Raw genomic sequence first — 22,522 nt, forward strand, 5'->3', positions numbered from 1 at the left:
ATGCAAGTAGGATTTGTTGCATTTTTCTAATTTTCATCATTTTCTTTGCAACTGAGATCAGTGCCACTAAGATCGATTTGATCTTGAGCGAGGGTCTAATTTTATTGATCAAAATCAATACTTTCTCCTGTGTCATCTCGTTAAATACGCCACAACATATAGTGTCAGTCGAAAAATAAATCGCCCTATATAGTGTGTTTGTGGATAAGTCTGTGAGTATGCTGGGGTAAGGAGAAAAGGTGAAACCAATCGTAATCAAGCGTGATGGCTCAAGAGCTCCGTTTAGCAGGGATCGTATTCAAGCTGCAGTGGAATCAGCAGCAGAGCACGTTGATAAAGAAATCGCAATTTATGCACTGAATGTAGCACTTGCGGTGGAGCTTCAGCTAAAAGATCACGATGAAGTACACATCAATGACATCCAAACCCGAGTAGAAAATGAGTTAATGCAAGGGCCATACAAGTCTCTTGCTCGTGCTTATATTGAATACCGACATGACCGTGATATTGCGCGCGAAAAGCAAAGTGCGTTGACTCGCGAGATTGAAGGCTTAATCGAAGAAAGCAATGTTGACTTAATTAACGAAAACGCCAACAAAGACGGTAAGGTTATTCCTACTCAGCGCGATTTATTGGCAGGCATTGTTGCGAAGCACTACGCGAAGACCCACATTTTACCGCGTGATATCGTTCAAGCTCATGAAATGGGTGATATTCACTACCACGATTTAGACTACGCGCCGTTCTTCCCAATGTTTAACTGTATGCTGATTGATCTTAAAGGAATGCTTACTCACGGTTTTAAGATGGGTAATGCCGAGATCGACACGCCAAAATCAATCTCGACAGCGACAGCAGTAACTGCGCAGATTATTGCCCAAGTTGCGAGTCATATTTACGGTGGTACAACGATCAACCGTATTGATGAAGTCCTTGAGCCATACGTGATGACAAGCTATCACAAGCATCTAGAGATCGCTAAAGAGTGGGATATTCCTAACCCTGAAGCCTTTGCAACAGCTCGCACTGAGAAGGAGTGTTATGACGCATTTCAGTCTCTAGAATACGAAGTAAACACACTTCACACAGCAAACGGTCAAACCCCATTTGTCACTTTTGGTTTCGGTCTCGGTACAAGCTGGGCTTCACGACTTATTCAACAATCGATCCTGAAGAACCGTATTGCCGGTCTAGGTAAAAACCGTAAAACAGCGGTGTTCCCAAAACTGGTATTTGGCATCAAAGATGGCCTGAACCACAAGTCAGAAGATCCGAACTACGACATTAAGCAGCTTGCGCTTGAATGTGCTTCTAAGCGCATGTACCCAGATATTCTTAACTACGACAAAGTGGTTGAAATCACCGGGTCATTTAAAACGCCTATGGGTTGTCGTAGTTTCTTGGGTACATACGAAGAAAATGGTGAGCTTGTCCACGAAGGTCGTAACAACCTAGGTGTCGTGAGTTTAAACCTACCAAGGATTGCAATTGCAGCAAACCGCGACGAAAAGCAGTTTTACAAGTTACTCGATGAGCGTTTAGACCTCGCTCGCCGCGCACTAGAGACGCGCATTTCTCGCCTTGAAAACGTTAAAGCGCGTGTTGCTCCAATTCTGTATATGGAGGGCGCTTGTGGCGTTCGCCTAAAAGCGGATGAGCCAATCGCGAACATCTTTAAAAATGGCCGTGCATCAATCTCACTCGGATACATTGGTATCCATGAAACTATCAATGCGCTGTTTGGCGATGAGACGCACGTTTACGATGATTCTGCATTACGTCAGAAAGCGATCGACGTGGTTAAGTATCTTAAAGACAAAGTGAATCAATGGGCTGAGGAATCAGGTTATGGTTATAGCCTGTACGGAACGCCAAGTGAAAACTTGTGTAGCCGATTCTGCCGAATTGATACTAAAGAGTTTGGTGTTATCAAAGGGGTAACAGACAAGGGTTATTACACAAACAGCTTCCACCTTGACGTGGAGAAGAAGGTTAACCCATACGATAAGATCGATTTTGAAATGCCGTATCCGTACATCTCAAGTGGTGGCTTTATTTGTTACGGCGAGTTTCCAAATATGCAGCGTAACATTGAAGCGCTAGAAAACGTTTGGGATTACAGCTACAGCCGCGTTCCTTACTACGGTACCAATACACCGATCGACGAGTGTTACGAGTGTGGTTACAAAGGCGAGTTTGATTGTACGAGCAAAGGGTTCACCTGCCCAAGCTGTGGTAACCATGACTCGACCAAAGTTTCGGTTACTCGACGCGTTTGTGGTTACCTAGGCAGTCCAGATGCAAGACCGTTCAACTTCGGCAAGCAAGAAGAAGTGAAACGACGCGTGAAGCACCTGTAATCTTCCGTAATAAACGACTTCTAATCGAGCCCTAGATGTTAGGGCTCATTTTATTTTAAGAGCGATATCATGAACTACCACCAGTATTATCCAATCGACGTCGTTAACGGACCGGGCACACGATGCACACTGTTTGTATCAGGTTGCATTCACCAATGCCGAGGGTGTTACAACCAATCGACGCAACGATTAGATTCTGGTGTGTTGTTTACCCAAGAGGCGGAAGACCAAATCATTGCGGATCTCAACGATACAAGAATAAAGCGTAGAGGCTTGTCCCTATCAGGCGGCGATCCGCTTCATCCTGCAAATGTGCCACATATTCTAAAATTGGTTAAACGCGTTCGACAAGAATGCCCCGATAAAGACATTTGGGTTTGGACGGGATATACACTTGCAGATCTAAGTGACGAACAAAGGGAAATTACTCAGTACATTGATACGTTGATTGATGGCAAATATGAGCAAGACAAACGAGACTTAAACTTAGAGTGGCGTGGGAGCTCGAACCAAATCATCCATAGCTTTAAGCTGTAGTGTTGAAAATCATCCAGTAGATTTCTCTGTTGTAAATGTAAAAGTTAAATAATTGTTAATTGGTTTGGTTTTTTATCCTGTTTTGCTCTGACAGGATGAAATTTTATTTCTAGATCTATCGATTAGATGGTAAGTTGAAGTTCGTTACTTGAATTTCAAAGGGTTGTGACTTTCATGTTCTCTCATTTACCGACTCCTACATTGGATCCTATTCTTTCTTTATCTGTTGCATACCGCAATGACCCACGAGCTGAAAAAGTGGATCTTGGCATTGGGGTATACAAAAACAGCGCTGGCGAAACACCAGTGATGAGAGCAATTTCTCAAGCTCAAGATATCGTTGTCGCTGAGCAAAAAACCAAATCATATGTTGGCCTAGCAGGCTGTGAAGAGTTTAACCAATCGATGGTTAATTTGCTGCTTGATGGCACTTCAGCCATGGAGCGCGTGGCTGCAATTCAAACACCGGGTGCGAGTGGCGCGCTGCGCATGCTGGGTGACTTAATGAAAGTGGCTCAGCCTAATACCACGGTCTGGATCTCTAATCCAAGTTATGTCAACCACCGTCCGGTTATGGAAGCCGCTGGCTTAAAAGTAAAACATTACAGCTACTTTAGCCCTGAAACTAAGCAAGTTGATGTCGACAAAATGATGTCAGATCTTGCTCAAGCAGGGCCAGAAGATGTTGTCTTGCTCCACGGTTGTTGTCACAACCCGACAGGTGCTGATATCGATTTTGCTGCTTGGCAAGCGATCACAGAGCTATCTCAGAAAAATGGTTTCATCCCGTTTGTTGATATCGCGTATCAAGGCTTTGGCGATGGACTCGAAGAAGACGCCAAAGGTCTACGCTTTATGGCGGACAACGTCGAAGAAATGCTGATCACGACGTCTTGTTCTAAAAACTTTGGTTTATACCGTGAGCGAACTGGTGCTGCCATCGTGGTAGGCAAATCACAAGGTGATGTGAACAACGCAAAAGGTAAGCTATTGACACTCGCACGCGCAACTTACACTATGCCACCTGATCACGGTGCAGCGTTGGTTAAGACCATTTTGCAAAGTGACCAACTGACAGGTGTGTGGAAACAAGAATTAAGCGAAATGCAGCAACGTTTAGTCAGCTTGCGCCAGACTTTATGTAATGAATTGAGAAATAACCACAATACTTCACAATTCGACTTTATAGAAAGTCACAAAGGTATGTTTACTGTGCTAGGCTTTAGCCAAGACCAAATGACGCAACTCCGTGAAGAATATGGCATTTATGGGGTAGGTGATGGTCGAATCAATATCGCTGGACTGACTGAAAAGGACATTCCTTATGTAGCCGAAGCGATAATTAAAGTTTCTTAAGTGTAATAGGGGTCGTTAGACCCCATTTTAAGCACTTCTGTTTTGTCGAGTTAGGTGAACAAATGAATAAAACGTGGAAAACACTGATTCCATTTATTTTAAGTGGCGGTTTGATGGCGTGTTCAACCACAGGACAACAGCCCGTCGAACCAGAGCAGAAGCCACAAGTAGAACAGCCGAAGGAAGAAGTAGAGAAACCTAAGGTTGAAGAGCCAAAAGAAGAGGTTGAAAAACCTGCTAAGCCCGAAGAGAAACCGAAACCTCCAGTCGTTAAAGAGCAACCAAAGAAAACCCAAGATGGAAAGCTTTTGTTAGGTGCTGAAGAATGGGTTTACGTGCCTGGCTTAGAAGAAAGCTTCAAAGCGCGAGTAGATACAGGTGCAACCACATCTTCCATTAGTGCAGTAGATATCGTGCCTTTTGAGCGTGATGGAAAAGACTGGGTTAAGTTTAAAATTGAGCACGATGGTATTAAGAGCAAGGAAGTTGCACTCCCTGTTAAACGCTGGGTTAAGGTCCGACAGTCTAGTTCCGAAGATTCACATAAGCGTGCTGTTGTAGAAGCTTGGGTTCAACTAGGTGATTTGAAAGACAAGACCGATTTTACTTTAGCGGATAGAACGCATCTTACCTTCCCATTACTACTTGGGCGCAGCTTTTTCAAAGATGTTGCCGTTGTCGATGTTAGCCAGAAATACATCCAAGATAAGCACAAGTAAACACGTTAACTCACTAATGATTAAGCCAGCACACAAACAATGTGCTGGCTTTTTTAATTCCTAGATCATGTTTTTATCGTTTGCGTCTTTGAAATCTATGCCATTAAGTTAATATTCGGGTGAAGTTTGTCGGTACGTTGCAATTCATAAACAATTCCCCCATATAAATAAGCTTATGATATTGCGAAAAATATAATGAGAAAGGAGTCAAATATGAAACACCTGTCGATGGCTATCGTGCGTAAGAATGGCAAGGTGCTAGTTCAAGAGCGCTATCGTGCTAAAAAGGGTATGGTGTTTGAGTTTCCAGGTGGTGCAGTTAATCACAATGAGTCGGGTACTGACGCAGCTGCACGAGAACTGTTTGAAGAAACGAAGATGAAAAGCGTGAAACATTCGGCGACGTATAGCGCTGTTAATGATTTTGGCGGACGCATCTATTATGCGATTTTCAATGCCAACGAACAGCAAGAACCACAAGTGGTTGATAGCGATAGGAAGCAGACGTTTCATTGGTTATCACCAGATCAAATTCCATTGAACGATTTTTACCAAGCGGATGTAGACTTTATCAAGCGTCACTTGATGCAAGAAAAACTGGTATAGAATCAATCAGTATTAAAAAAGCCAGTCAACGAATAAGTTGACTGGCTTTTTTTATCTTAAATCATCAGTGTTCGATTATTGAATTTCTAATAATTCTACATCAAAGATTAAGGTAGCTGCTGGTGGGATTGGACCTGTTCCGTTCTTGCCATATGCAAGCTGACTAGGTATGTAAAGGCGGAACTTGTCACCTACAGACATATAAGTTAACCCTTCTTGCCAACCTTTGATTACCTGATTGAGCTTGAAGCTGATAGGCTCGCCACGCTCGACAGAGCTATCAAATACCGTTCCATCTAACAATGTACCATGGTAATGAACTTTAACTTTGCTAGATGGTGTTGGATGTTCGTTACCTTCGCCTTTGTGTAGTACTTCATACTGAAGACCAGTTTCAGTCATCACAACACCGTCTTTCTTCTGGTTCTCAAGTAAGAAGGCTTGACCTGCTGCGAAGTTTGACTCGCTAGCCTTATGGTTTGTGTATGTACGATAAATGAAGAATCCCGCAAGTACGAAAATAATAATCGGGAAGACAATTTTAGACATAAATCCTATCCGTTGAATTAAGGTTGAGTAAGTAAGAAGTTGATCGTTTCAGCAATACCTGCTGCATCTTGATGACCACTGGTAATAATCTGATATTTACCATTGACGATAAAGGTTGGTACCGCATTTATCTGACCTTTGGTTGTAATATCATCCGCGATCTGCATCGCTGCGAACAGTTGTTTTTGTTGCTCTTCGTTGAAGTCGTAAGGGCTGACTAGGTCGCGACTGTGGAATACGAGGTCAAGCGCTGCTTTCTTTTCTGAAAGTGTTGCGCCGTCCCCCATTTGAGTTGCAGCAAACATTTCTGTCATCATGTCATGATCAGGCTTTTTACCCAATTGCATTTCCGCAGCGTAGTAAATCATCGCGCCAATTTGAGCGCTCTCATTGAAAGTCACATGAACTTTACCAATGCTTTGCCCGGTGAGCTTTTCAATCTCAGGGATTTCGTTTTCCATATGACGGCAGTGGCCACAATTTAGAGAGAAAACTTCAGTGACTTGAGGAAGTCTAAAAGTGGATAGATTTGCTGGTAGTTGCTCGTACTGTTTACCCTCAACAGGTTGAGAGTTATCAGAGCAACCTACGATCAATGCAGAAGCGGCGATAAGGAAAAGCGACGCAATTTTTTTCATATGATTTTCTCTATTTGTCGCGAGTAAACGAAACTAGAGATTTCAAAGCGTTTACTCGTGAGTGATTCGTGTGTTGATTCTACTTGTTCCTATCCTGAAGAGAAACAATAGTGAGACTGCTTTGAGGGTTAAAACTATTTCTAATCGTGAACTTTGATTATTGCTTGAGCTAATTTCACTATAATTATCTTAAAAGGAAAAAAATTTACCGCGGTGGCTAAAGTAACAGCGAGATTGCCGATATAGATTATGTATCGGCATGGAACTCACGGTGAATCAATGAAGTACTTAATCTTTCCTTTAATTCTAGCGCTCTCTGGGTGTGGCAGTTTGCCAGACGATATGACAATGCTAGGAGGGGACCTTCTGGATACAGCGCCAACTTCAGACTTTGAAGTACGCTATCCCGAGTGGGGAGCTGCACCAGTATTGGCTTCTTCAGGTGTCAAAGGACCGATGGGTCAGCAACGCACACAAAGCTACAGTGACCTTCAGAACTTCCTGGTGAGCAACGGTGTTGATTATGAACTGCTACCAGGCAACCACGTTATGGTTAAATTGAAAGATACCATCAAGTTTAATACAGGCTCTTCGCATGTCTCTCCTGATTCTAAATACTGGTTAAATATGATGGGTAGCTATCTATCTACGCAACCAGGGATAGACATTGTAATCGATGGCCATGCAGACAGCACTGGGGCTCCGACTTTCAATGATAAACTCTCGATTAAGCGAGCGACAGCGGTTAAACAGCAGTTGGTTCGTAACAATGTCGCTATGGATTCAATTTTTACGCGCGGTTATGGGGAATATGTCCCGGCTTGTACCAATAAAACTAAGACTGGTAAAGCGTGTAACCGTCGAGTAGAAGTGCTGTTTATTGTCGCGAATAACTAACTCTAATTACTTAATGTATATTACGACAACAAAAAGCCCCAGATTAGCTGCCTAATCTGGGGCTTTTTTAAATAGGTAGGCTTAGTTAAGCGGCGCTTTTAACTTGTTCGCTTTTTTTTTCACTTTGCATTTTTGCAAGGAAGTATACGTTAACGCATGCGATGAAGCCGTTAGTTACAACGACAGGCCAAGCATCAATCATCAGACCGTACGCAGTGAATAATGCACAACCAATGAAGTTTAATACTCGTAGTCTAACGATATCTTTCATTGTTAGTGAAATCGCAACCATGATTGACGCTGCGTAACCTAAAATTTCAACCATATCCATAATTTGACCCTCTATAATTTTGCCGACGTCGGTCGGTACCAATTCTTCTCTTCTTGAGATAAGTGAGGAAGCTCCGTGCCTCGAATGGTCTAAATGATTAACTGGTGTGAAATATAACAGGGCTAAATGTGTGATGAAAGCCCCAAAAATAGGAACGGAGAAGGTTAGCGATTACGCAAACGTTTTACGTTACCTACAGAAATATAATAACCAATTATGTTGGTTAACAGCCGAATGATTATTCGGAAAAAATAAAGCCTACACAGAGGTGTAGGCTTTGATTTTGAGCAGTAATAGAATTTACTTCTTCTTACCTTGAATCACTTTGTCTTCTTCAGTTAGCTCACGGATACGGCGGCTAATGTCACGGCGCTCTTTAGAAATTTCTGCGCTCTTGATGATGTGGTCATCGACACGATCTTCGTAGTCTGCTTTCATGTTTTTGATGATGCCAACGATTTCTTCGTTGCTCATGTCCGCTTTAATGTAATCAAGCAGGTTTTCTAGTAAGTCAACACGCTTACGGTTGTCACGTACTTTCTTTTCGTTATCAATAAGCTCACGCTTTAGCTTATTCTTACGACGTGCTTGAGACACGATTTCAAATACACCACTCATAGGTCCCTTTCCTAATTTTCGAATAACTAACAAGGATTAAATCACAACAAACCGCATGAGAACAGTCCTAAGATCAATCATTACAGTACGTTGACGGTTTTATCGCCAATCTGTTTGCATCCAATTGAGAGTAATGAAACTTCGAGATATGATTCAAGCATTAGAAGCTTATGTGTAATTCAAAATGCGAATGTCGCAGATCGTTATCCCAAAGTGTGAGTCTGAAGATCAAACTCCACGAGCAAGCAAGCTCATTAGTGCTTATAAAAAAGAGCGTACTCGACAAGAAGTGACCGAAGTAGAGCTGAATCGAAGCAAAATAGTGATGATCGATGAGAACGGAAATGTTAAAAAAGTTCCCATCCTCGCCGAGCACTAGATTAGTGTTTGAGATGAAAGAATAAGGAAATAACATGAATATCGAGCTATCCCATATAGAAGCGCGCGTAATTGGCTGTCTTATCGAGAAAGAAGTCACTACGCCTGACTACTACCCACTCACACTCAATAGCTTAACGACGGCATGTAATCAAAAAAGTAACCGAGAGCCTGTAATGTCGCTAAGTGATGCAGAAGTGCAAGATGCTGTAGACGCTTTAATAGCACGTAGACTTGTGAGCGATGAAAGTGGCTTTAACAGCCGAGCTAATAAGTTCCAGCACCGTTTCTGTAACACGGAGTTTGGAGATCTTAAGCTCACAAAACAAGAGAAGGGCATTGTCTGCTGCTTACTTCTCCGTGGAGCACAAACCCCTGGTGAGCTTCGTACACGAACAAATCGATTAGCAGATTTCTCCGATGTTAAAGAGCTTGAGTCGGTACTCGAAAATATGGCGTCGAGAGAAGAGGGCGCGCTAGTGGTTAAACTGCCACGTGAAGCGGGAAAACGCGAATCCCGTTACATGCACCTCTTCAGCGGTGAGGTTGATATTGAAACATTAGCGACTGTGGCACCAACAGCTGCGGGTAATAATAACAGTCGACTTGATGAGTTGGAGCAGGAAGTGGCAAGTCTTAAAGCAGAATTGTCTGAATTACGTTCACTTGTTGAGCAGCTCACTGAATAATGCCAGACCGAAAACAGGATGAGCATGGTGCGTGTTCGAAGTGGTATGTTTATCTGATTCGAATGCGCAACAATGCGCTCTACTGTGGCATTACGACAGATGTACAACGCCGTTTTCAACAACATCAGCAGGGTGTCGGGGCTAAAGCGCTTAAAGGCAAAGGCCCGTTAAAACTCGAGTGGTTTAAACCCGCCGGAGCAGACCGCAGCACTGCCTCTAAACTCGAATATCAGATCAAACGTCTCCCAAAATACAAGAAAGAGCAACTTATCACCACTCAGCAAAATTTTGTTGTCGATTGATATGGGACTAATTGATTAATAATCCTACAAACTTCTGATTTTGTATTAATCTTGATTATGAGTAATAAAAAAGGTTGATACGGATATGAATCAATTAATTAAAATATCAGTGGTGGTTAGTTCCTTAGTGGTAGTGGGTGGAACCCATGCAGCAACCGTGGTTCCTGATGGCCGTGGTAACGGGATGGGTAATACGGGGGTAACAAGTGCGGATTATGTTCTCGCACCTTTTTACAACCCCGCGCTAGTTTCTGTTCATCGCGATGAAGACGATTTTGGGCTACTTGTTCCTGCAATAGGAGCAAACCTGAGAGATACAGACGAAAACATCGACACCATCGATAGCTTACAAGATACCATTAAAGCATTTGAAAGTGGTGGCAGTACAGACCCCGCGCAAGCTGCTCAGCTTAATAGCTACCTCACTCAACTCTCCGACAACAAAGCCCTCTCTGTAACTGGTGGTGCGGCTTTGGCTGTTGCATTCCCAATTAACGTAGTATCAGCCAATGTGTTTTCACGTGGCTACGCTGAAGTTATCGCGGCACCTAAAATTGCTCCTAACGGCGGTGATGCTCCGGCTAATGTAAAAACAAGGTATGAAGCTTCAAACGTCGACGTGATTGCCTTCGGCTATACCGAGTTTGGTATTGCGTTTGCGAAGCGCTTTACTATTCAAGGGCAAGACGTGTCGATTGGCGTTAGCCCTAAGTATCAACAGCTGAAAACTTACAAGCAGAACATCTCCGTCGAGGATTTCGATGTCAGTGACTATGATAAGAGCGAAACCAAGAAAAATACCTTTAATCTCGATTTAGGGGCTATTTGGTTCGTTGATGAATACCGTCTAGGTTTTGCTGTTAAAGATCTGTTTTCCAAAGAAATTGATACATTGGACATTGCTGGGGTTAGTACCTATAAGCTTAGTCCACAGGTTACCGTCTCTGGTGCGTACACGATGGAGTATTTTACGACAACCATAGACTGGGATTTAACCAAGCAAAAACGTTTTACTGAACTTGCCGATGATACACAGTTTCTGCGTTTAGGCGTTGAAGGTAACGCGTTTGGCTGGGCGCAGTTAAGGGCTGGGTATGAGATGGATATCGAAGATACCTTAGATAGCTCTTTTACATTAGGACTAGGGATAAGTCCGGGCGATTTGGTTAGTATCGACTTGGCTGGTAGTTATGCCGGAGACAACCAATTTGGCTTATCTGGGAATTTGTCTTTTACGTTCTAAATAGGATTAGGCATAATAAGAAAAGCCGAGAAAAATTAATAAGTTGCATATTATAAAAGCAATCTCGGCTTACTAATTAGTCTTTGTTATATAAAAGACTAATATAATAAATATATGTTCTGTTTGGCTAGATAAAGAGAGAACCAAATGTCTAAAAAAGCAATATTGCCTTTATTGGTATTGTGCTCATTTTCAGCGTCGGCTCACACCACTCAAGTTCTGAATGGATATTGGCAGTATGACGAATATCTAGAAGCACACCCAAAACAAAAAGAACTGACCGAGCAGCTTAGTCAAACGGTTAGAAAGTATCCAACCCCTCTAACAGCGCAACAATCTTCTCCTATCTCCATATCGGTGGTTTACCCAGGTCAGCAAGTCTCTGACTACTGGAGTCGTAATATCAAAGCGTTTGAAATGCGATTAGAAAAGCTTGGAGTGAACTACGAAATAAATCAGGTCTTTACTCGTCCGAGTGTCGATGTAAGGCAACAAAGCTTATCGTTACTAGAAGCCATTCAAAACAAGGCTGATTACCTTATTTTCACGCTCGATACCACACGACATCGTAAGTTTATCGAGCATGTGTTGAGCTCGACTGATACCAAGTTGATTTTACAAAATATTACCACGCCGGTAAGGGCTTGGGATGAGCAGCAGCCCTTTATGTATGTTGGGTTTGACCACATCAAAGGTACACGCGTTATTGAGGGGTATTACAAAAACATGGTACCTAAAGATAGCCGTTATTCGGTTCTCTACTTTTCTGAAGGCTATGTGAGTGACGCTAGAGGCGATACGTTTATAGAAGAGATGAGCCATCACGACACCTATAAGCTTTCCTCCTCGTTCTACACCAAAGCGACACGATCTTCTGGCTATGAAACCGCGAAAGTTGCTCTGAGCAAAGATCCGGATATCCAGTTTATCTATGCTTGTTCAACAGATGTGGCGCTTGGAGCGGCAGATGCACTTGCGGAACTGGGTAGGAAAGATGTCCTACTGAATGGCTGGGGAGGCGGTACTGCTGAATTAAAAGCAATTGGCGAAGGCGCTCTAAACGTTACGGCAATGCGTATGAATGATGATACTGGTATTGCGATGGCAGAAGCGATCAAATGGGATCTCGAAGGACGCAGCGTCCCCCACGTATACTCAGGTGATTTCGAGCTAGTTACGAATAAAGACAGTTCTGCACGTATAGAAAAGCTTAAGCAGCGTGCATTTAGGTACTCTGATCAGTAATGCGACTAACTAAAGAACAAGGCAGAAAGCGCCAATTAGCGACAATTCTTACCAATTCAATCTTTCTTTGCATTGGTGTATTGATCGTGGTGATAGTGCTTCAGAACTATCAGGTGAATCGTGATGTTGTTGAGCAAGAAGTAGCTCGAACTAAGCAACAGACGAAAAGCCTTGTTCAAGAGATTTTTAATCTTAGAATCAAATCGCTGGAAATTACACAAGATAGCTATAGTCGAAATAAATTGCTGGTAGAGGGAACCCAGGAGGAAGATGCACACTCTTTAGACCGCTTTTTCAACAGCATTGATCAACTTTCACCTGATGTCGCGCCGGACTTTCGATATATCAGAAGCGGAAACAAGTTGATTTGGGATGATGGCAACTATCAGTTTTATGGCATGTCTCAGAGCCAGATTAATCATCTAAGCAAGGAAATGATGACCGGACCTGAGTGGCATATTTCGCAGACACCATCTTCTCTGGGTGTACGTTACCTAGGTATGCGTCGCACGGCGATAGTCGACATCAGCTCTGGTGAGGTTGTCGGGCATCTATACATAGGGATTGTGCTAAACAACAACTTTGCGCTTGTAAATGCTATTGCGAAAGGCGGTAATGCCGACGAGATTTTGCTGGCTGTTGGTTCAGAGGTCATTGCGACAAACACAAAAAAACAGAGCACTAAACACATCGAGTGGTTAGAACAAGCTTCTAAATCACTCAATGCAAGCCGTTATATGGTGTCTAGAACTGATCTAACGGTTAATAATGTTCCAACTTTTCTTTCCGTATACACGGTACAGAGCAACGAACACGTCATGACGTTTGTTCGCAGTCATTATATTTGGATCACGATTACCACTATTCTGGTCATTTGCATTGCAATCTACACTCGGGTTTGGTTAGGGAAAAGAGTATCAAATGAATTACAAAGTTTGATGCACTATACCGATGCGACCATACAAGAACAGAAAGTCAGTAAGTTTGTCGGTTCGAGTATTGAAGAGTTTGACCAAATTGGAAACTCGTTTGAACGTTCTTTTAAGCGGTTGCACGAACAAGAGAAGCAGTTTACAGAACTGTTTAATTTTTCCTTGTCTCCTATCACTTTGTGGGAGGCTAACGGAGAATTGAGCCGGTTTAATCCAGCCGCTGAAAGATCATTTCGTCGAGGCCAAGCGCAACAACAGCTTATTGATAGTTTAAAACCTCATATCAGAATGTGTGCACAAGGTGCGACACTTACCGGTATTAACACTACCATAGCGAACAAGACATTTCGTTGGAATCTATCGCCTATCTCGAGCGATAGTCACATCACGCATATCATGGCTCAAGGGCAAGACATTACGAGCTTTATTGAGGCTGAACGTCAAAGTGAGGCGGCGCGAGAGCAGGCGGAAGAGTCAGCGAGAGCACGCGCGGATTTCCTCGCTCGTATGAGCCATGAGTTAAGAACGCCGCTGAATGGGATCCTCGGCGTTTCTCAGCTGCTAAAAGGCAAAATGGAAAGCGAACAAGATGTTGAGCATATGGATATCCTTTGCAACAGCGGAGAGCATTTGTTAGCTGTATTGAATGATATTCTTGATTTTTCAAAAATAGAGCAAGGAAAGTTTCACATTGAGAAAAGTGCTTTCAGGCTTATAGAGCTGACAAGTACTGTAGATAAAATATTTAAACCACTTTGCGACAGTAAAGAAGTTGAATTTATTGTAGAGAGCAACATTGAAGATGATTTATGGGTGTACAGTGATCAAGTGCGCTTAAATCAGATAATTTTCAACCTAGTCAGCAATGCCGTTAAGTTTACCCATGAGGGCAGCGTACGAATCGTTCTGAACCGGGAACGTAGAAATGGAGGCTGCATATTCACGATTGATATACAGGATTCCGGTATTGGTATTGAACAAAAACGTCTAAAGGATATTTTTGAACCTTTTGTACAAGCCGAAGCGACTACCACGCGTGAATACGGAGGGAGCGGTTTAGGTTTGGCAATCGTCCACAGTCTTGTCAATCTGATGGAAGGTGAGGTTAGCGTAAACAGTGCCGTTGGCAGAGGTACTCGTTTTACCGTCAATGTCCCGCTCCAGATTGGCACTGAGAAAGTAGTGAGTGGTGGAGGGCTTGAGGCTGATCCTGCAACCTTGTTTAATGAAACTCTTCATGTACTTTTGGTAGAAGACAATCATACCAATGCCTTCATTGCGAAAGCTTTCTGTGAGAAGTACGGGATGAAAGTGTCTTGGGTAGAAGATGGTATCAATGCGATTGATCTGCTAAAGACAGATTCATCGATCTCTTTAGTGTTAATGGATAATCAACTACCCAACTTAGGTGGTATTGAAGCGACCGAAATCATTCGTAGTGATTTAGGGCTTAGTGTCCCTATCTATGCATGTACCGCAGACGGTATGCAAGAAACTAAAAATGAGTTTCTACGGGCAGGGGCAAATTATGTGATTGTCAAACCAATCAAAGAAGCGGCATTAAACAAAGCCTTTATCTACTTTAAAGAGCATCACTACTCGTTAGTAGAGTAATACCAAAAGGCGCGACCTAAACAGGAAGCGCCCCAAAATGGTTAGCGTCTATCGCGCGAGTTTTTGATGAGCGCGAGAGAAATGATCAGCGCAAAACGCACCTACGATAGAGAGTTCACCAGCCAAGCATAAAGCTGCTGCAACTTCAGCTAACGCCTTCGCCTTTCCGTTACCGTGTAACCCCATGATATCTAAGCAAGCTTTTTGCGTCGGTAAGCCTGTACCACCACCAACAGTGCCAACCATCAAGTTGGGTAAGGTAACAGATGCGTACAAACCACCGTCTTGATTTACTTCCATCCGAGTGATGCCAACGGCCGACTCAGCGACACAAGCCGCGTCTTGACCACAGGCAATATAGAAAGCTGCCAATGCATTGGCATAGTGCGCATTGACGCCGATACCGCCGCTTAGGGCAGAGCCGGTTGTAGTGACTTGGCCAAAACGTGTCATTTTTTCAGGTGTAGTGTGGAGATATTTCTCAACCAGCTCTTTGTCTAGATGGATCTCAGCCGTGACCTTCTTGCCGCGAACATGGCGCAGCGTATGCGAGTTTGGTTTTTTATCGCCTGACAAGTTGCCATCAAGAAATGCTTCTCTGGGCTCAATAGGAGAGTGCGCTAATATGTAGTGATAAACCTCATTGGTTGCGATAGTTACCATGTTTTGACCAGACGCGTCACCAGTATGATACTCAAACACAAGGTAAACATGATTACCTTCAATATTGACGTTGATATCATGCAACGTACCGTGTGAAGTTGTAGACTCAGCAAGATGTTTAAAGTGCTCATACTGAGTCACAACCCAAGCGACAAATTGACCTGCGTCTACCAATGAATCAAATATAAAAACCGGAGTGCGCGTAACTCCTTCATTGATTAGCATTGCGCTTGCACCGCCCGCATTAGTGATCAGTTGGGCACCTCGATTGTATGAAGCAACCAGTGCAGCTTCTGTTGTCGCGAGTGGAACAAGATAATCATTGCTAGCGTGAAGACCATTCACTCTCAAGGGGCCAGCGACGCCTACGGGGAGCTTAACCGTACCAATAAAGTGTTCTATGTTCTTGTTATAGAGTTCTGCGTGAGCCAGAGTTTGCGCATCGAGTAATAGATCTTGTTGCGTTAGATGTTCTAGCTTAGACCAACGTTTCGCAATAGCCTTCTCTGATATATACGGGCTTGGAGTTAACCTGAGTGTAGAACGTTCAAAGTGCGGACTGAGTTTTTGTTCTAATGTAGAACCATCGGATTCTGTTTTGGTGAAAAGTGTTTTATCTTGGCGAGAAAGATTTAATTTCGGCATTGCGGCTTAAAGCGATAAATTTGCGAGCATTCTAGCGTATGGAGTAGGGAACACAATGGTTGCTTAACGGATTGCTACAAATTAGTCGCTAAACATGAATATCTAAAAGCGTCCCAATCATTTCTTGGTCTCTTTGCATAACATTGGTACCAATTTTACTGTACTGTTCGGCACTAGTCAGTTTTGTCAGAGACTCAATATTTGAAGGTGGAGGGGCGACTTTAAACTCTACTTGATTGAAGTCGTAGGTATTGTCTTTTGGCATAGATTGGAGTTGTTGACTACGTTGAATTTCATGCGCAGCGTCTTCAGCCATCTTAGATGACATATCAATGATTTGATAGCCAGACTGAACAGAAGAAACAGGCATAAGCACCTCCTTAATTTAAGCTTAAGGTGTGTTTGCATTTTGAGCAAGTTGTGCTACGAAAATAGGCTCGAAATCATTTTTAACTCTTCATCATTCACCACGACTCTATCGTCAGAATCGAGCTTATTGTTGATCTCGCCTCTTAGCATTCTCAGTTGCTGAGGGGTGAGTGATTTGAGCTGAGCTCTCATTGCCTCAAACTGTTGGGGAGTCATATTTTTGCACCTGCCAATCGTTGATGTATCAGATTTATACAGGTAAGAGATGTCTCCTTTCATCGTCTTACTCTCGTACGAATAATCGTACAGACAAGTTTATTTTGACACTGTCGGTTTTTTGTCCGAACAATGTCAGGGCATGTTAAGAATAAGTAAGCAGCTGCGGAGTTTTGCGTAATAAAAATACTAACACAGGCTATTATTCAGCCGATTTATGCGAAACACGAACTGCAAATTTGCTTGCGAGGGAATGCAGTTCTGGCAGCATTCGGTAAACCAAGTGCAATTGCTGCAATACCATACGCACTGAACTGTCATCCTCTTCGCGCCACTCTGCTAATCGTTGTTCCAGTACCGGATCGTCGATATCAGTTGTGTCACATGTATTACAGTGTTCGTTTAATTGAGTAAATAACACGTTCAGGTGCTGGTGGATAACGCGATGGGCATCGAGAATTAATTTGTGAGTCTCTTCATCAGCGATGCGTGTTCTGTGTGCACCTAAGGCTGAGATATAGCTCAGAAGGGCATGGTTTAGGGTTAAGAAGCGGTAGCTTTCATCAATAGCAGCAACATATCGACCTGGCTCTGCAAGCATATTACTAATCGCTGCAGTTAAGTTGGCATCTTGGTTGTGAGCGCTTCGCCTTGAGACTCGGTACGTTAAGCTGTCCTTTTTGCCTATTCTATACTGACCAATAATCTGACCAAGATAGTGCTGATTGGCCGCAATAGCGTCTGCCATTACTTTATGTAAACGCTTTGATTGCCAATCGGGAAGGATAAAGGTTACTGCGGCGACGGCGAGAATACAGCCAACCAAGGTATCAGCGATACGTGGAAGGATAACGTCAAAACCTTGTCCTAGTTGGTTAAAACAAAACAGCACTAAGACAGTGATAAAGCCAGTCGCGTAGCCATAGTTTGCGAGCCTAAATGCAAAAAACGCGACTCCCGATACCACGACCAATAATAACTGGCTCTCTTGTGATGGAAAGAGGGTCAAAAGTGGTACGCCAATAAATATGCCAGCGAAAGTACCCAGTACGCGGGCAACCAGTTTTTGTCTCGTGGCACTGTAGTTGGGCTGACAAACAAATAGTGTCGTTAGCAAAATCCAGTAACCGCGTTCAATTCCAAACAACTGAATAATGCCATAACCGAGTGTCAATGCTATTGACATCCTTACCGCGTGTCTGAAAAGCATCGAGTCTTTAGTGAAGTTTGATTTTACGCGTTGCCACATTACCTTCAAGGTGTGAGCTTCTGTATCGTCTAAAACGTCTTCTTCTAGTTTATTTGTATCTGGATTATTAACATTGCTTAGCTGCTTTTCAACCGTCGCTAAGTTATTGAACAGATAGCCGAGCTGAGCAAGTAACAAACGCCACTTAGGGTTTTGTTGGTCTTGAAGATAGGTTAAAGAGTTCTGTAACTCATCAAGCGCTAAAACCGAGTCATCGTTGTGTTGATATTCTTTACCGAGTCGTATCGCCTCAGCGATCTCGCGGCACGAGGTTGCTTGGTTTTGAAGCAAGTGTTTAAACCGAAAGAGTATATCAAAACGTTCAAAATGCTCTGCAAGCTCTTGGTAGCGATAGTGAGTTGAACTGATTCGTTCATGAATGTCTTGAGCGAGAAAGTAGGTGTTTAAGAATCGGTCACTGGCACCGTCTACATGGCCGCGCTTAGAACGAGTTAAAAACGTCGCTTTACAAGAGTTAAGTGCATTAACCGTTGCGGCATTGAGCCGCGCTTCTTCAATACGGTACGGCTGAGGCTTGAGATTAGAAACCGGATAGAATAGCTGACTTTTCGAATCGAGGTAGTTGGCTAACTGAAGGAACACATTCGCTAAGTTTTGCTGAACGGGCTGCATTGGCCATAGTGCATGCCAAACCATAGAAACAAAGTAGTACCAGGTTGCACCAGTCAGGAGCATTAAAGGTTGAAACCAAACATTGGTGCTTTCATGCGCACCTAACATGGTATAGATAGCAATGAGCAATGAACCAAAGGCGATGCTAGCGTATCTAGGACCTATAGCACCCAGCATGATGAAGCCGAATGTTGAAACAAAAAGACCAACAGCGAACAGCCACGGTGTAGCAAATAGCATTTCAATGGATAAAGCGGCGATGGCAAAACAGATCAAAGTTAACGATTGGGACTTTAACCTTCCAGTGAAGCTGTCGTCACTTTCTGCAAGAGCCGCGGCTATAATCCCCAGAATCAAAGGAACAATAAGTGTATTGAGTTGCAAGTACCATGTCGGTATCACCACGCCTAAAAGGGTGACGAGTATTAGAAGGCTATAGTTAAACGTTTTGTTTGCCCAGAAATGGCGGAGCTGACTATATAAATTCACTATCAGATAACTTTGTATTCGCAAGTGGAGCTACATTAGCATGGCTTATATGGTAACGATCTGATCTAAATAAAGATACCAGAGAGTTTGCAGAAGTTTTGAGCAACAAACAGGTTGACGCTATTGAATTGATCAAATTGTGGTTTAAAACAGGGACCTTAACGAGAAATTTTGCTTGAAACTTAAAAAAGAAAAGGTAATTCAGTTATGATGTTGATAAGACAGATTATAGGCTAAAAAGAATGCAGCTAACCGCTAACAAGACTGCACAGTTTTTTGTTCAACACGAATACTACCACATCGAAATTACGTCAGATTCACTTATACTCAGTTCGGAATCAAGCGAAGAGCATATCCCGTTTAATGTTTGGAGTGGTCGCGTACAAGTTAAAAATGGCCTTATCTGGGGCAGCTTGATGTTTTTTGCCCACCACCATGAAGGGCAGCAGAGAGCCTGGTTAATACAAGGACTTCCTTTAAGCAAATGTCGTGAATTTGCCAGATACGCGGTTGCTGCGTATCAACAATGGCATAAAAATCAGTGTCAGCAACTGATCAAGTATTTGCCTCAGTGGGAGGATGGCGTACAACGCTTTACTAAGCAACCTTCTTTTTTAACCCACTCGACAGTTGAAAAGTGGCGAGACCAGATAACCAAAGATCTTCACGAAATGGAGATTACGCTCGACGATGCGATGCTACGCATGCCAAGTCGAATGGCTTGCATTGAACCTTGGATTATTCGCTCAGATACTGAATTAAGAGCAAGGAACGAGCAGTGGATGGAGACCGAGCTTGAGAACTGGCAAGTGCTCTTTTCACAAATCGAAACCTCACCTTTAAATTACTCGCAAAAAAGGGCGGTTTTACTCAATGACGACAACAATCTTGTCTTAGCGGGGGCAGGCTCGGGCAAGACAAGTGTGCTTACGGCTCGTGTTGCTTATCTACTTCAGAGTCATTTAGCCCGCTCAGAAGACATCCTGATGTTAGCTTTTGGTCGAGACGCCGCTGAAGAAATGAATCAGCGTTTGAGTGACAAAATCGGGTTAAGTGCGGAAGGCGTAAAAGTTAATACGTTCCATCAACTTGGCCTATATATACTAAATCAAGTAGACCCTCAGGGTGTGACTATTTCCCCGTTGGCCTTGGAAGATAATCAACGTCAAAATTGGTGTATCGACTGGCTCAAAAAGCACTGGATGACGCCGACAAACTTTAAACGTTGGCAAAAACATCTTTCTAAATGGCCTATCGCGTATCTCGCAGGTGATGACGAGTTGGGCAGTCATGTTGAAAACCCTAAATTAATAGCGTGGTTGGAAAAACAACTCATGCAATTATCAGCCACGGGAACAACAAAAAAAGAAATTCAGCAGAGGCTTGTTGACCATCCTGAGTATACGCGCCTGAATAGTGAGCTCGCCTTAGTTTGGCCTTGTTTCCAAGCTTGGCAGCAACAGCTTAAAGAGCAAGGTCATATCGACTTTAATCTGATGATAACCCGAGCGACGCAATACGTTTCAAAAGGTAAGTTTAAGGCACCTTGGCGTTACATTATGGTCGACGAATATCAAGACATATCGCCCCAGCGGCTCGCATTGATCGAAGCTCTATGCCGACAAGAACAAGGCTGCGTTTTATTTGCGGTAGGTGATGATTGGCAATCGATCTACCAGTTTGCAGGTTCAGACGTGGATCTCACGACAGGGTTTGCAGAGCGGTTCCCTCACTCGACCGTTCATCACTTAGATACAACTTACCGATTCAATAACCAGATCGGTGAAGTAGCCAATCGATTTGTGCAACAAAACCCTGCTCAATTAGAAAAACAGTTGAACAGTCATAAAGAGCAAAAATCGAAAGCCGTGACACTGACGCCTATCGCTAACGTTGAAAAGGTGCTTGATCAGCTCAATCGAAGTGCTAAATCAACACAGAGCGTTTTGTTGCTAGGTCGAAACCATTACCACAAACCTGAACTTCTCGGGGATTGGCAAAAGCGTTTCGGGTTATTGAATATTCAATTTATGACTTGTCACGCCAGTAAAGGTAAAGAGGCGGATTTTGTTATTGTCCTAAATGTAGATGAAGGGCAGTTTCCAACTCGTGTGAAAGCTCTACATATTGATGGCGCGCTAACCCAATCTGATGACCAGTACCCATATGCGGAAGAAAGAAGGCTTTTCTACGTCGCAATGACACGCGCTAAGAGAAAGGTATGGATCACCTATACCGGAAGTGGTTCAAGCTTTGTTAAAGAACTAATCAATGATGACTACCCAATCATCAATCAAAAATAAGGGAAAGTAATGAGCGGCCAATTTTGTATCGTTTTGACGACGACAAATAGTGTGGAAAACAGTCAGAGCATTATAAGTGCAATTCTCGGAAAGCAGCTTGCGGCCTGCATCCAGACTATGCCAATAGAAAGCCACTATGTATGGAATGGCTCGCTGTGTAGTGACAAAGAAACCTTGTTGATCATGAAAACAAAGAAGGCGTGCTATGCGGAACTTGAACAGCTAATCGCATCAGTACATGATTACGATGTGCCGCAAATCGTCCAAGTTCCGTTTGTTGAAGGGTTTAATCCTTATTTGGCGTGGATAGAAGAAAATACTCGATGCTGAGCAGTCAGTAATACCAGAGAACTGATTGCGCCTAGTGTATCCATCAACATATCTTTTTGAGCGTCCCAGATATCGCCTTGTGAACCTAAGAATGCGATGCCCTCGTCACCACCGGCAAGGGCAGCGTACCACCATTCGATGATTTCATATCCCGCTGCTAGTGCCATGATAGCAAATAGCGCATAGCTCGTTGCAATGCCAAAACCAACCTTTTTCTTATCAATAAGGTATTCTGCAATCGGGTAGGCATAAAGTCCTATAGAGAAGTGCGCTACGCGATCGAAGTTGTTGCGCTCAGAGCCAATAAGCTGATTAAACCAATCGAAAGGGACCTCCGCAAAAGTATACTTGGCACCAACAGTGTGTAGGGATAACCAAACAAACATTAGTAGGTATGCGGTATTCGAAAACCGATAGTTGCGTGACACTGTCCATATTACCCCGAATATTAATGCTGCTGGGATAATTTCCGCTAACCAAACCGCGCGTGACAAAGGCTCTATAGCTGAAAACAAAAAGACGAAGCTGTAGGCAATTGAAAGTGTAATCAACGTTTTTGAATAACCACTATTCATCAAATCTCTCCTTTGATTGATACAGGTCTATAATGG

General features: G+C 43.2%; 23 protein-coding genes. 14 read left to right on the forward strand and 9 right to left on the reverse strand.

Going from position 1 to position 22,522, the window contains the following annotated elements; translation table 11 throughout:
- Window positions 1-239 precede the first annotated feature (239 nt).
- From nrdD to AC6R16_RS04990, 5 genes are all read left to right on the forward strand, one after another.
- On the forward strand, window positions 240-2,360 hold the full coding sequence (gene nrdD, locus AC6R16_RS04970; RefSeq protein WP_500673772.1) for an anaerobic ribonucleoside-triphosphate reductase: 2,121 nt from the start codon (window positions 240-242) through the stop codon (window positions 2,358-2,360).
- A gap of 69 nt (window positions 2,361-2,429) precedes the next feature.
- The gene (gene nrdG / locus AC6R16_RS04975) at window positions 2,430-2,897 is read left to right on the forward strand and encodes an anaerobic ribonucleoside-triphosphate reductase-activating protein (RefSeq protein ID WP_239855671.1); all 468 of its coding nucleotides are present in this window, start codon (window positions 2,430-2,432) and stop codon (window positions 2,895-2,897) included.
- A gap of 174 nt (window positions 2,898-3,071) precedes the next feature.
- Window positions 3,072-4,253 (forward strand): amino acid aminotransferase, encoded by a 1,182-nt coding sequence (locus tag AC6R16_RS04980; protein WP_500673773.1) that lies wholly within the window; start codon window positions 3,072-3,074, stop codon window positions 4,251-4,253.
- 62 nt (window positions 4,254-4,315) lie between these two features.
- Window positions 4,316-4,972: an ATP-dependent zinc protease family protein gene (locus tag AC6R16_RS04985; RefSeq protein WP_500673774.1), complete on the forward strand. Its 657-nt coding sequence runs from the start codon at window positions 4,316-4,318 to the stop codon at window positions 4,970-4,972.
- 213 nt (window positions 4,973-5,185) lie between these two features.
- Window positions 5,186-5,578 carry an NUDIX hydrolase gene (locus tag AC6R16_RS04990; protein WP_500640965.1) on the forward strand — a complete coding sequence of 131 codons (393 nt, stop codon included), beginning with the start codon at window positions 5,186-5,188 and terminating at the stop codon, window positions 5,576-5,578.
- Between the two features lie 75 nt (window positions 5,579-5,653).
- Here the strand turns inward: AC6R16_RS04990 and bamJ are convergent, their stop codons facing one another.
- Both bamJ and AC6R16_RS05000 read right to left on the reverse strand, forming a co-directional pair.
- Complete coding sequence (bamJ, locus tag AC6R16_RS04995) at window positions 5,654-6,127, reverse strand: BamJ family beta-barrel-assembly machinery protein (RefSeq protein WP_425667042.1); 474 nt, start codon at window positions 6,125-6,127, stop codon at window positions 5,654-5,656.
- Between the two features lie 17 nt (window positions 6,128-6,144).
- A complete protein-coding gene (locus AC6R16_RS05000) occupies window positions 6,145-6,765 on the reverse strand; it encodes a thiol:disulfide interchange protein DsbA/DsbL (RefSeq protein WP_425667043.1) in 621 nt (206 codons plus the stop codon).
- Window positions 6,766-7,044: 279 nt separating this feature from the next.
- Here AC6R16_RS05000 and AC6R16_RS05005 point away from each other — a divergent pair, with 279 nt between their 5' ends.
- Complete coding sequence (locus AC6R16_RS05005; RefSeq protein ID WP_500673775.1) at window positions 7,045-7,662, forward strand: OmpA family protein; 618 nt, start codon at window positions 7,045-7,047, stop codon at window positions 7,660-7,662.
- 85 nt (window positions 7,663-7,747) lie between these two features.
- Here AC6R16_RS05005 and AC6R16_RS05010 read toward each other — a convergent pair whose 3' ends face one another.
- Together AC6R16_RS05010 and AC6R16_RS05015 are read right to left on the reverse strand one after the other, a co-directional pair.
- Window positions 7,748-7,987, reverse strand: coding sequence for a YgjV family protein (locus AC6R16_RS05010; RefSeq protein ID WP_174263834.1), 240 nt, complete (start codon window positions 7,985-7,987; stop codon window positions 7,748-7,750).
- A gap of 306 nt (window positions 7,988-8,293) precedes the next feature.
- Window positions 8,294-8,611 carry a DUF496 family protein gene (locus AC6R16_RS05015; protein WP_004743727.1) on the reverse strand — a complete coding sequence of 106 codons (318 nt, stop codon included), beginning with the start codon at window positions 8,609-8,611 and terminating at the stop codon, window positions 8,294-8,296.
- Between the two features lie 184 nt (window positions 8,612-8,795).
- Here AC6R16_RS05015 and AC6R16_RS05020 point away from each other — a divergent pair, with 184 nt between their 5' ends.
- The 6 genes from AC6R16_RS05020 to luxQ all read left to right on the forward strand — a co-directional run bounded on the left by AC6R16_RS05020 (window position 8,796) and on the right by luxQ (window position 15,014).
- Complete coding sequence (locus AC6R16_RS05020) at window positions 8,796-8,990, forward strand: hypothetical protein (RefSeq protein WP_500640969.1); 195 nt, start codon at window positions 8,796-8,798, stop codon at window positions 8,988-8,990.
- Window positions 8,991-9,024: 34 nt separating this feature from the next.
- Window positions 9,025-9,678: a YceH family protein gene (locus AC6R16_RS05025; RefSeq protein WP_500673776.1), complete on the forward strand. Its 654-nt coding sequence runs from the start codon at window positions 9,025-9,027 to the stop codon at window positions 9,676-9,678.
- Window positions 9,678-9,980, forward strand: coding sequence for a GIY-YIG nuclease family protein (locus AC6R16_RS05030; protein WP_500640971.1), 303 nt, complete (start codon window positions 9,678-9,680; stop codon window positions 9,978-9,980). The genes AC6R16_RS05025 and AC6R16_RS05030 overlap by 1 nt, the downstream gene beginning before the upstream one ends.
- An 85-nt stretch (window positions 9,981-10,065) precedes the next feature.
- Window positions 10,066-11,223 carry a conjugal transfer protein TraF gene (locus tag AC6R16_RS05035; protein ID WP_500640972.1) on the forward strand — a complete coding sequence of 386 codons (1,158 nt, stop codon included), beginning with the start codon at window positions 10,066-10,068 and terminating at the stop codon, window positions 11,221-11,223.
- Between the two features lie 147 nt (window positions 11,224-11,370).
- Window positions 11,371-12,468, forward strand: a complete 1,098-nt coding sequence (locus AC6R16_RS05040; RefSeq protein WP_500673777.1) for an autoinducer 2-binding periplasmic protein LuxP — start codon at window positions 11,371-11,373, stop codon at window positions 12,466-12,468.
- Window positions 12,468-15,014, forward strand: a complete 2,547-nt coding sequence (gene luxQ / locus AC6R16_RS05045; RefSeq protein WP_500673778.1) for a quorum-sensing autoinducer 2 sensor kinase/phosphatase LuxQ — start codon at window positions 12,468-12,470, stop codon at window positions 15,012-15,014. Before AC6R16_RS05040 ends, luxQ begins: the two co-directional genes overlap by 1 nt.
- 48 nt (window positions 15,015-15,062) lie before the next feature.
- On the opposite strand, the gene AC6R16_RS05050 is transcribed toward luxQ, so the two are convergent.
- From AC6R16_RS05050 to yccS, 4 genes are all read right to left on the reverse strand, one after another.
- Complete coding sequence (locus AC6R16_RS05050) at window positions 15,063-16,322, reverse strand: hydroxymethylglutaryl-CoA reductase (protein WP_500673779.1); 1,260 nt, start codon at window positions 16,320-16,322, stop codon at window positions 15,063-15,065.
- Between the two features lie 88 nt (window positions 16,323-16,410).
- Window positions 16,411-16,692 (reverse strand): hypothetical protein, encoded by a 282-nt coding sequence (locus AC6R16_RS05055; RefSeq protein WP_500640976.1) that lies wholly within the window; start codon window positions 16,690-16,692, stop codon window positions 16,411-16,413.
- A 53-nt stretch (window positions 16,693-16,745) separates the two neighbouring features.
- The gene (locus AC6R16_RS05060) at window positions 16,746-16,907 is read right to left on the reverse strand and encodes a hypothetical protein (protein WP_004743716.1); all 162 of its coding nucleotides are present in this window, start codon (window positions 16,905-16,907) and stop codon (window positions 16,746-16,748) included.
- A gap of 202 nt (window positions 16,908-17,109) precedes the next feature.
- Complete coding sequence (gene yccS / locus AC6R16_RS05065) at window positions 17,110-19,278, reverse strand: YccS family putative transporter (RefSeq protein ID WP_500640977.1); 2,169 nt, start codon at window positions 19,276-19,278, stop codon at window positions 17,110-17,112.
- A 242-nt stretch (window positions 19,279-19,520) separates the two neighbouring features.
- Between yccS and helD the strand changes: the two genes are divergently transcribed.
- Together helD and cutA are read left to right on the forward strand one after the other, a co-directional pair.
- The gene (gene helD, locus AC6R16_RS05070; protein ID WP_500673780.1) at window positions 19,521-21,581 is read left to right on the forward strand and encodes a DNA helicase IV; all 2,061 of its coding nucleotides are present in this window, start codon (window positions 19,521-19,523) and stop codon (window positions 21,579-21,581) included.
- 9 nt (window positions 21,582-21,590) lie between these two features.
- Window positions 21,591-21,911, forward strand: a complete 321-nt coding sequence (gene cutA / locus AC6R16_RS05075) for a divalent-cation tolerance protein CutA (RefSeq protein WP_500673781.1) — start codon at window positions 21,591-21,593, stop codon at window positions 21,909-21,911.
- On the opposite strand, the gene AC6R16_RS05080 is transcribed toward cutA, so the two are convergent.
- On the reverse strand, window positions 21,875-22,486 hold the full coding sequence (locus AC6R16_RS05080; protein WP_500673782.1) for a DUF2238 domain-containing protein: 612 nt from the start codon (window positions 22,484-22,486) through the stop codon (window positions 21,875-21,877). The two genes, cutA and AC6R16_RS05080, sit on opposite strands and share 37 nt — an antisense overlap.
- Between the last annotated feature and the right edge of the window lie 36 nt (window positions 22,487-22,522).

It is taken from the genome of Vibrio sp. R10-SG3-ISO10, assembly GCF_059834185.1.

Excerpts from the sequence above, each read along its gene's own strand:
- AC6R16_RS05035 (WP_500640972.1), top strand. The coding sequence starts at position 10,066 with ATGAATCAATTAATTAAAATATCAGTGGTGGTTAGTTCCTTAGTGGTA.
- AC6R16_RS05055 (WP_500640976.1), bottom strand. The coding sequence starts at position 16,692 with ATGCCTGTTTCTTCTGTTCAGTCTGGCTATCAAATCATTGATATGTCA.
- luxQ (WP_500673778.1), top strand. The coding sequence starts at position 12,468 with ATGCGACTAACTAAAGAACAAGGCAGAAAGCGCCAATTAGCGACAATT.
- AC6R16_RS05020 (WP_500640969.1), top strand. The coding sequence starts at position 8,796 with ATGCGAATGTCGCAGATCGTTATCCCAAAGTGTGAGTCTGAAGATCAA.
- AC6R16_RS05015 (WP_004743727.1), bottom strand. The coding sequence starts at position 8,611 with ATGAGTGGTGTATTTGAAATCGTGTCTCAAGCACGTCGTAAGAATAAG.
- AC6R16_RS05040 (WP_500673777.1), top strand. The coding sequence starts at position 11,371 with ATGTCTAAAAAAGCAATATTGCCTTTATTGGTATTGTGCTCATTTTCA.
- AC6R16_RS05050 (WP_500673779.1), bottom strand. The coding sequence starts at position 16,322 with ATGCCGAAATTAAATCTTTCTCGCCAAGATAAAACACTTTTCACCAAA.
- cutA (WP_500673781.1), top strand. The coding sequence starts at position 21,591 with ATGAGCGGCCAATTTTGTATCGTTTTGACGACGACAAATAGTGTGGAA.
- AC6R16_RS04980 (WP_500673773.1), top strand. The coding sequence starts at position 3,072 with ATGTTCTCTCATTTACCGACTCCTACATTGGATCCTATTCTTTCTTTA.
- nrdG (WP_239855671.1), top strand. The coding sequence starts at position 2,430 with ATGAACTACCACCAGTATTATCCAATCGACGTCGTTAACGGACCGGGC.
- helD (WP_500673780.1), top strand. The coding sequence starts at position 19,521 with ATGCAGCTAACCGCTAACAAGACTGCACAGTTTTTTGTTCAACACGAA.
- AC6R16_RS05005 (WP_500673775.1), top strand. The coding sequence starts at position 7,045 with ATGAAGTACTTAATCTTTCCTTTAATTCTAGCGCTCTCTGGGTGTGGC.
- AC6R16_RS04990 (WP_500640965.1), top strand. The coding sequence starts at position 5,186 with ATGAAACACCTGTCGATGGCTATCGTGCGTAAGAATGGCAAGGTGCTA.
- AC6R16_RS05080 (WP_500673782.1), bottom strand. The coding sequence starts at position 22,486 with ATGAATAGTGGTTATTCAAAAACGTTGATTACACTTTCAATTGCCTAC.
- AC6R16_RS04985 (WP_500673774.1), top strand. The coding sequence starts at position 4,316 with ATGAATAAAACGTGGAAAACACTGATTCCATTTATTTTAAGTGGCGGT.
- AC6R16_RS05060 (WP_004743716.1), bottom strand. The coding sequence starts at position 16,907 with ATGACTCCCCAACAGTTTGAGGCAATGAGAGCTCAGCTCAAATCACTC.
- bamJ (WP_425667042.1), bottom strand. The coding sequence starts at position 6,127 with ATGTCTAAAATTGTCTTCCCGATTATTATTTTCGTACTTGCGGGATTC.
- AC6R16_RS05010 (WP_174263834.1), bottom strand. The coding sequence starts at position 7,987 with ATGGTTGAAATTTTAGGTTACGCAGCGTCAATCATGGTTGCGATTTCA.
- AC6R16_RS05000 (WP_425667043.1), bottom strand. The coding sequence starts at position 6,765 with ATGAAAAAAATTGCGTCGCTTTTCCTTATCGCCGCTTCTGCATTGATC.
- AC6R16_RS05025 (WP_500673776.1), top strand. The coding sequence starts at position 9,025 with ATGAATATCGAGCTATCCCATATAGAAGCGCGCGTAATTGGCTGTCTT.
- AC6R16_RS05030 (WP_500640971.1), top strand. The coding sequence starts at position 9,678 with ATGCCAGACCGAAAACAGGATGAGCATGGTGCGTGTTCGAAGTGGTAT.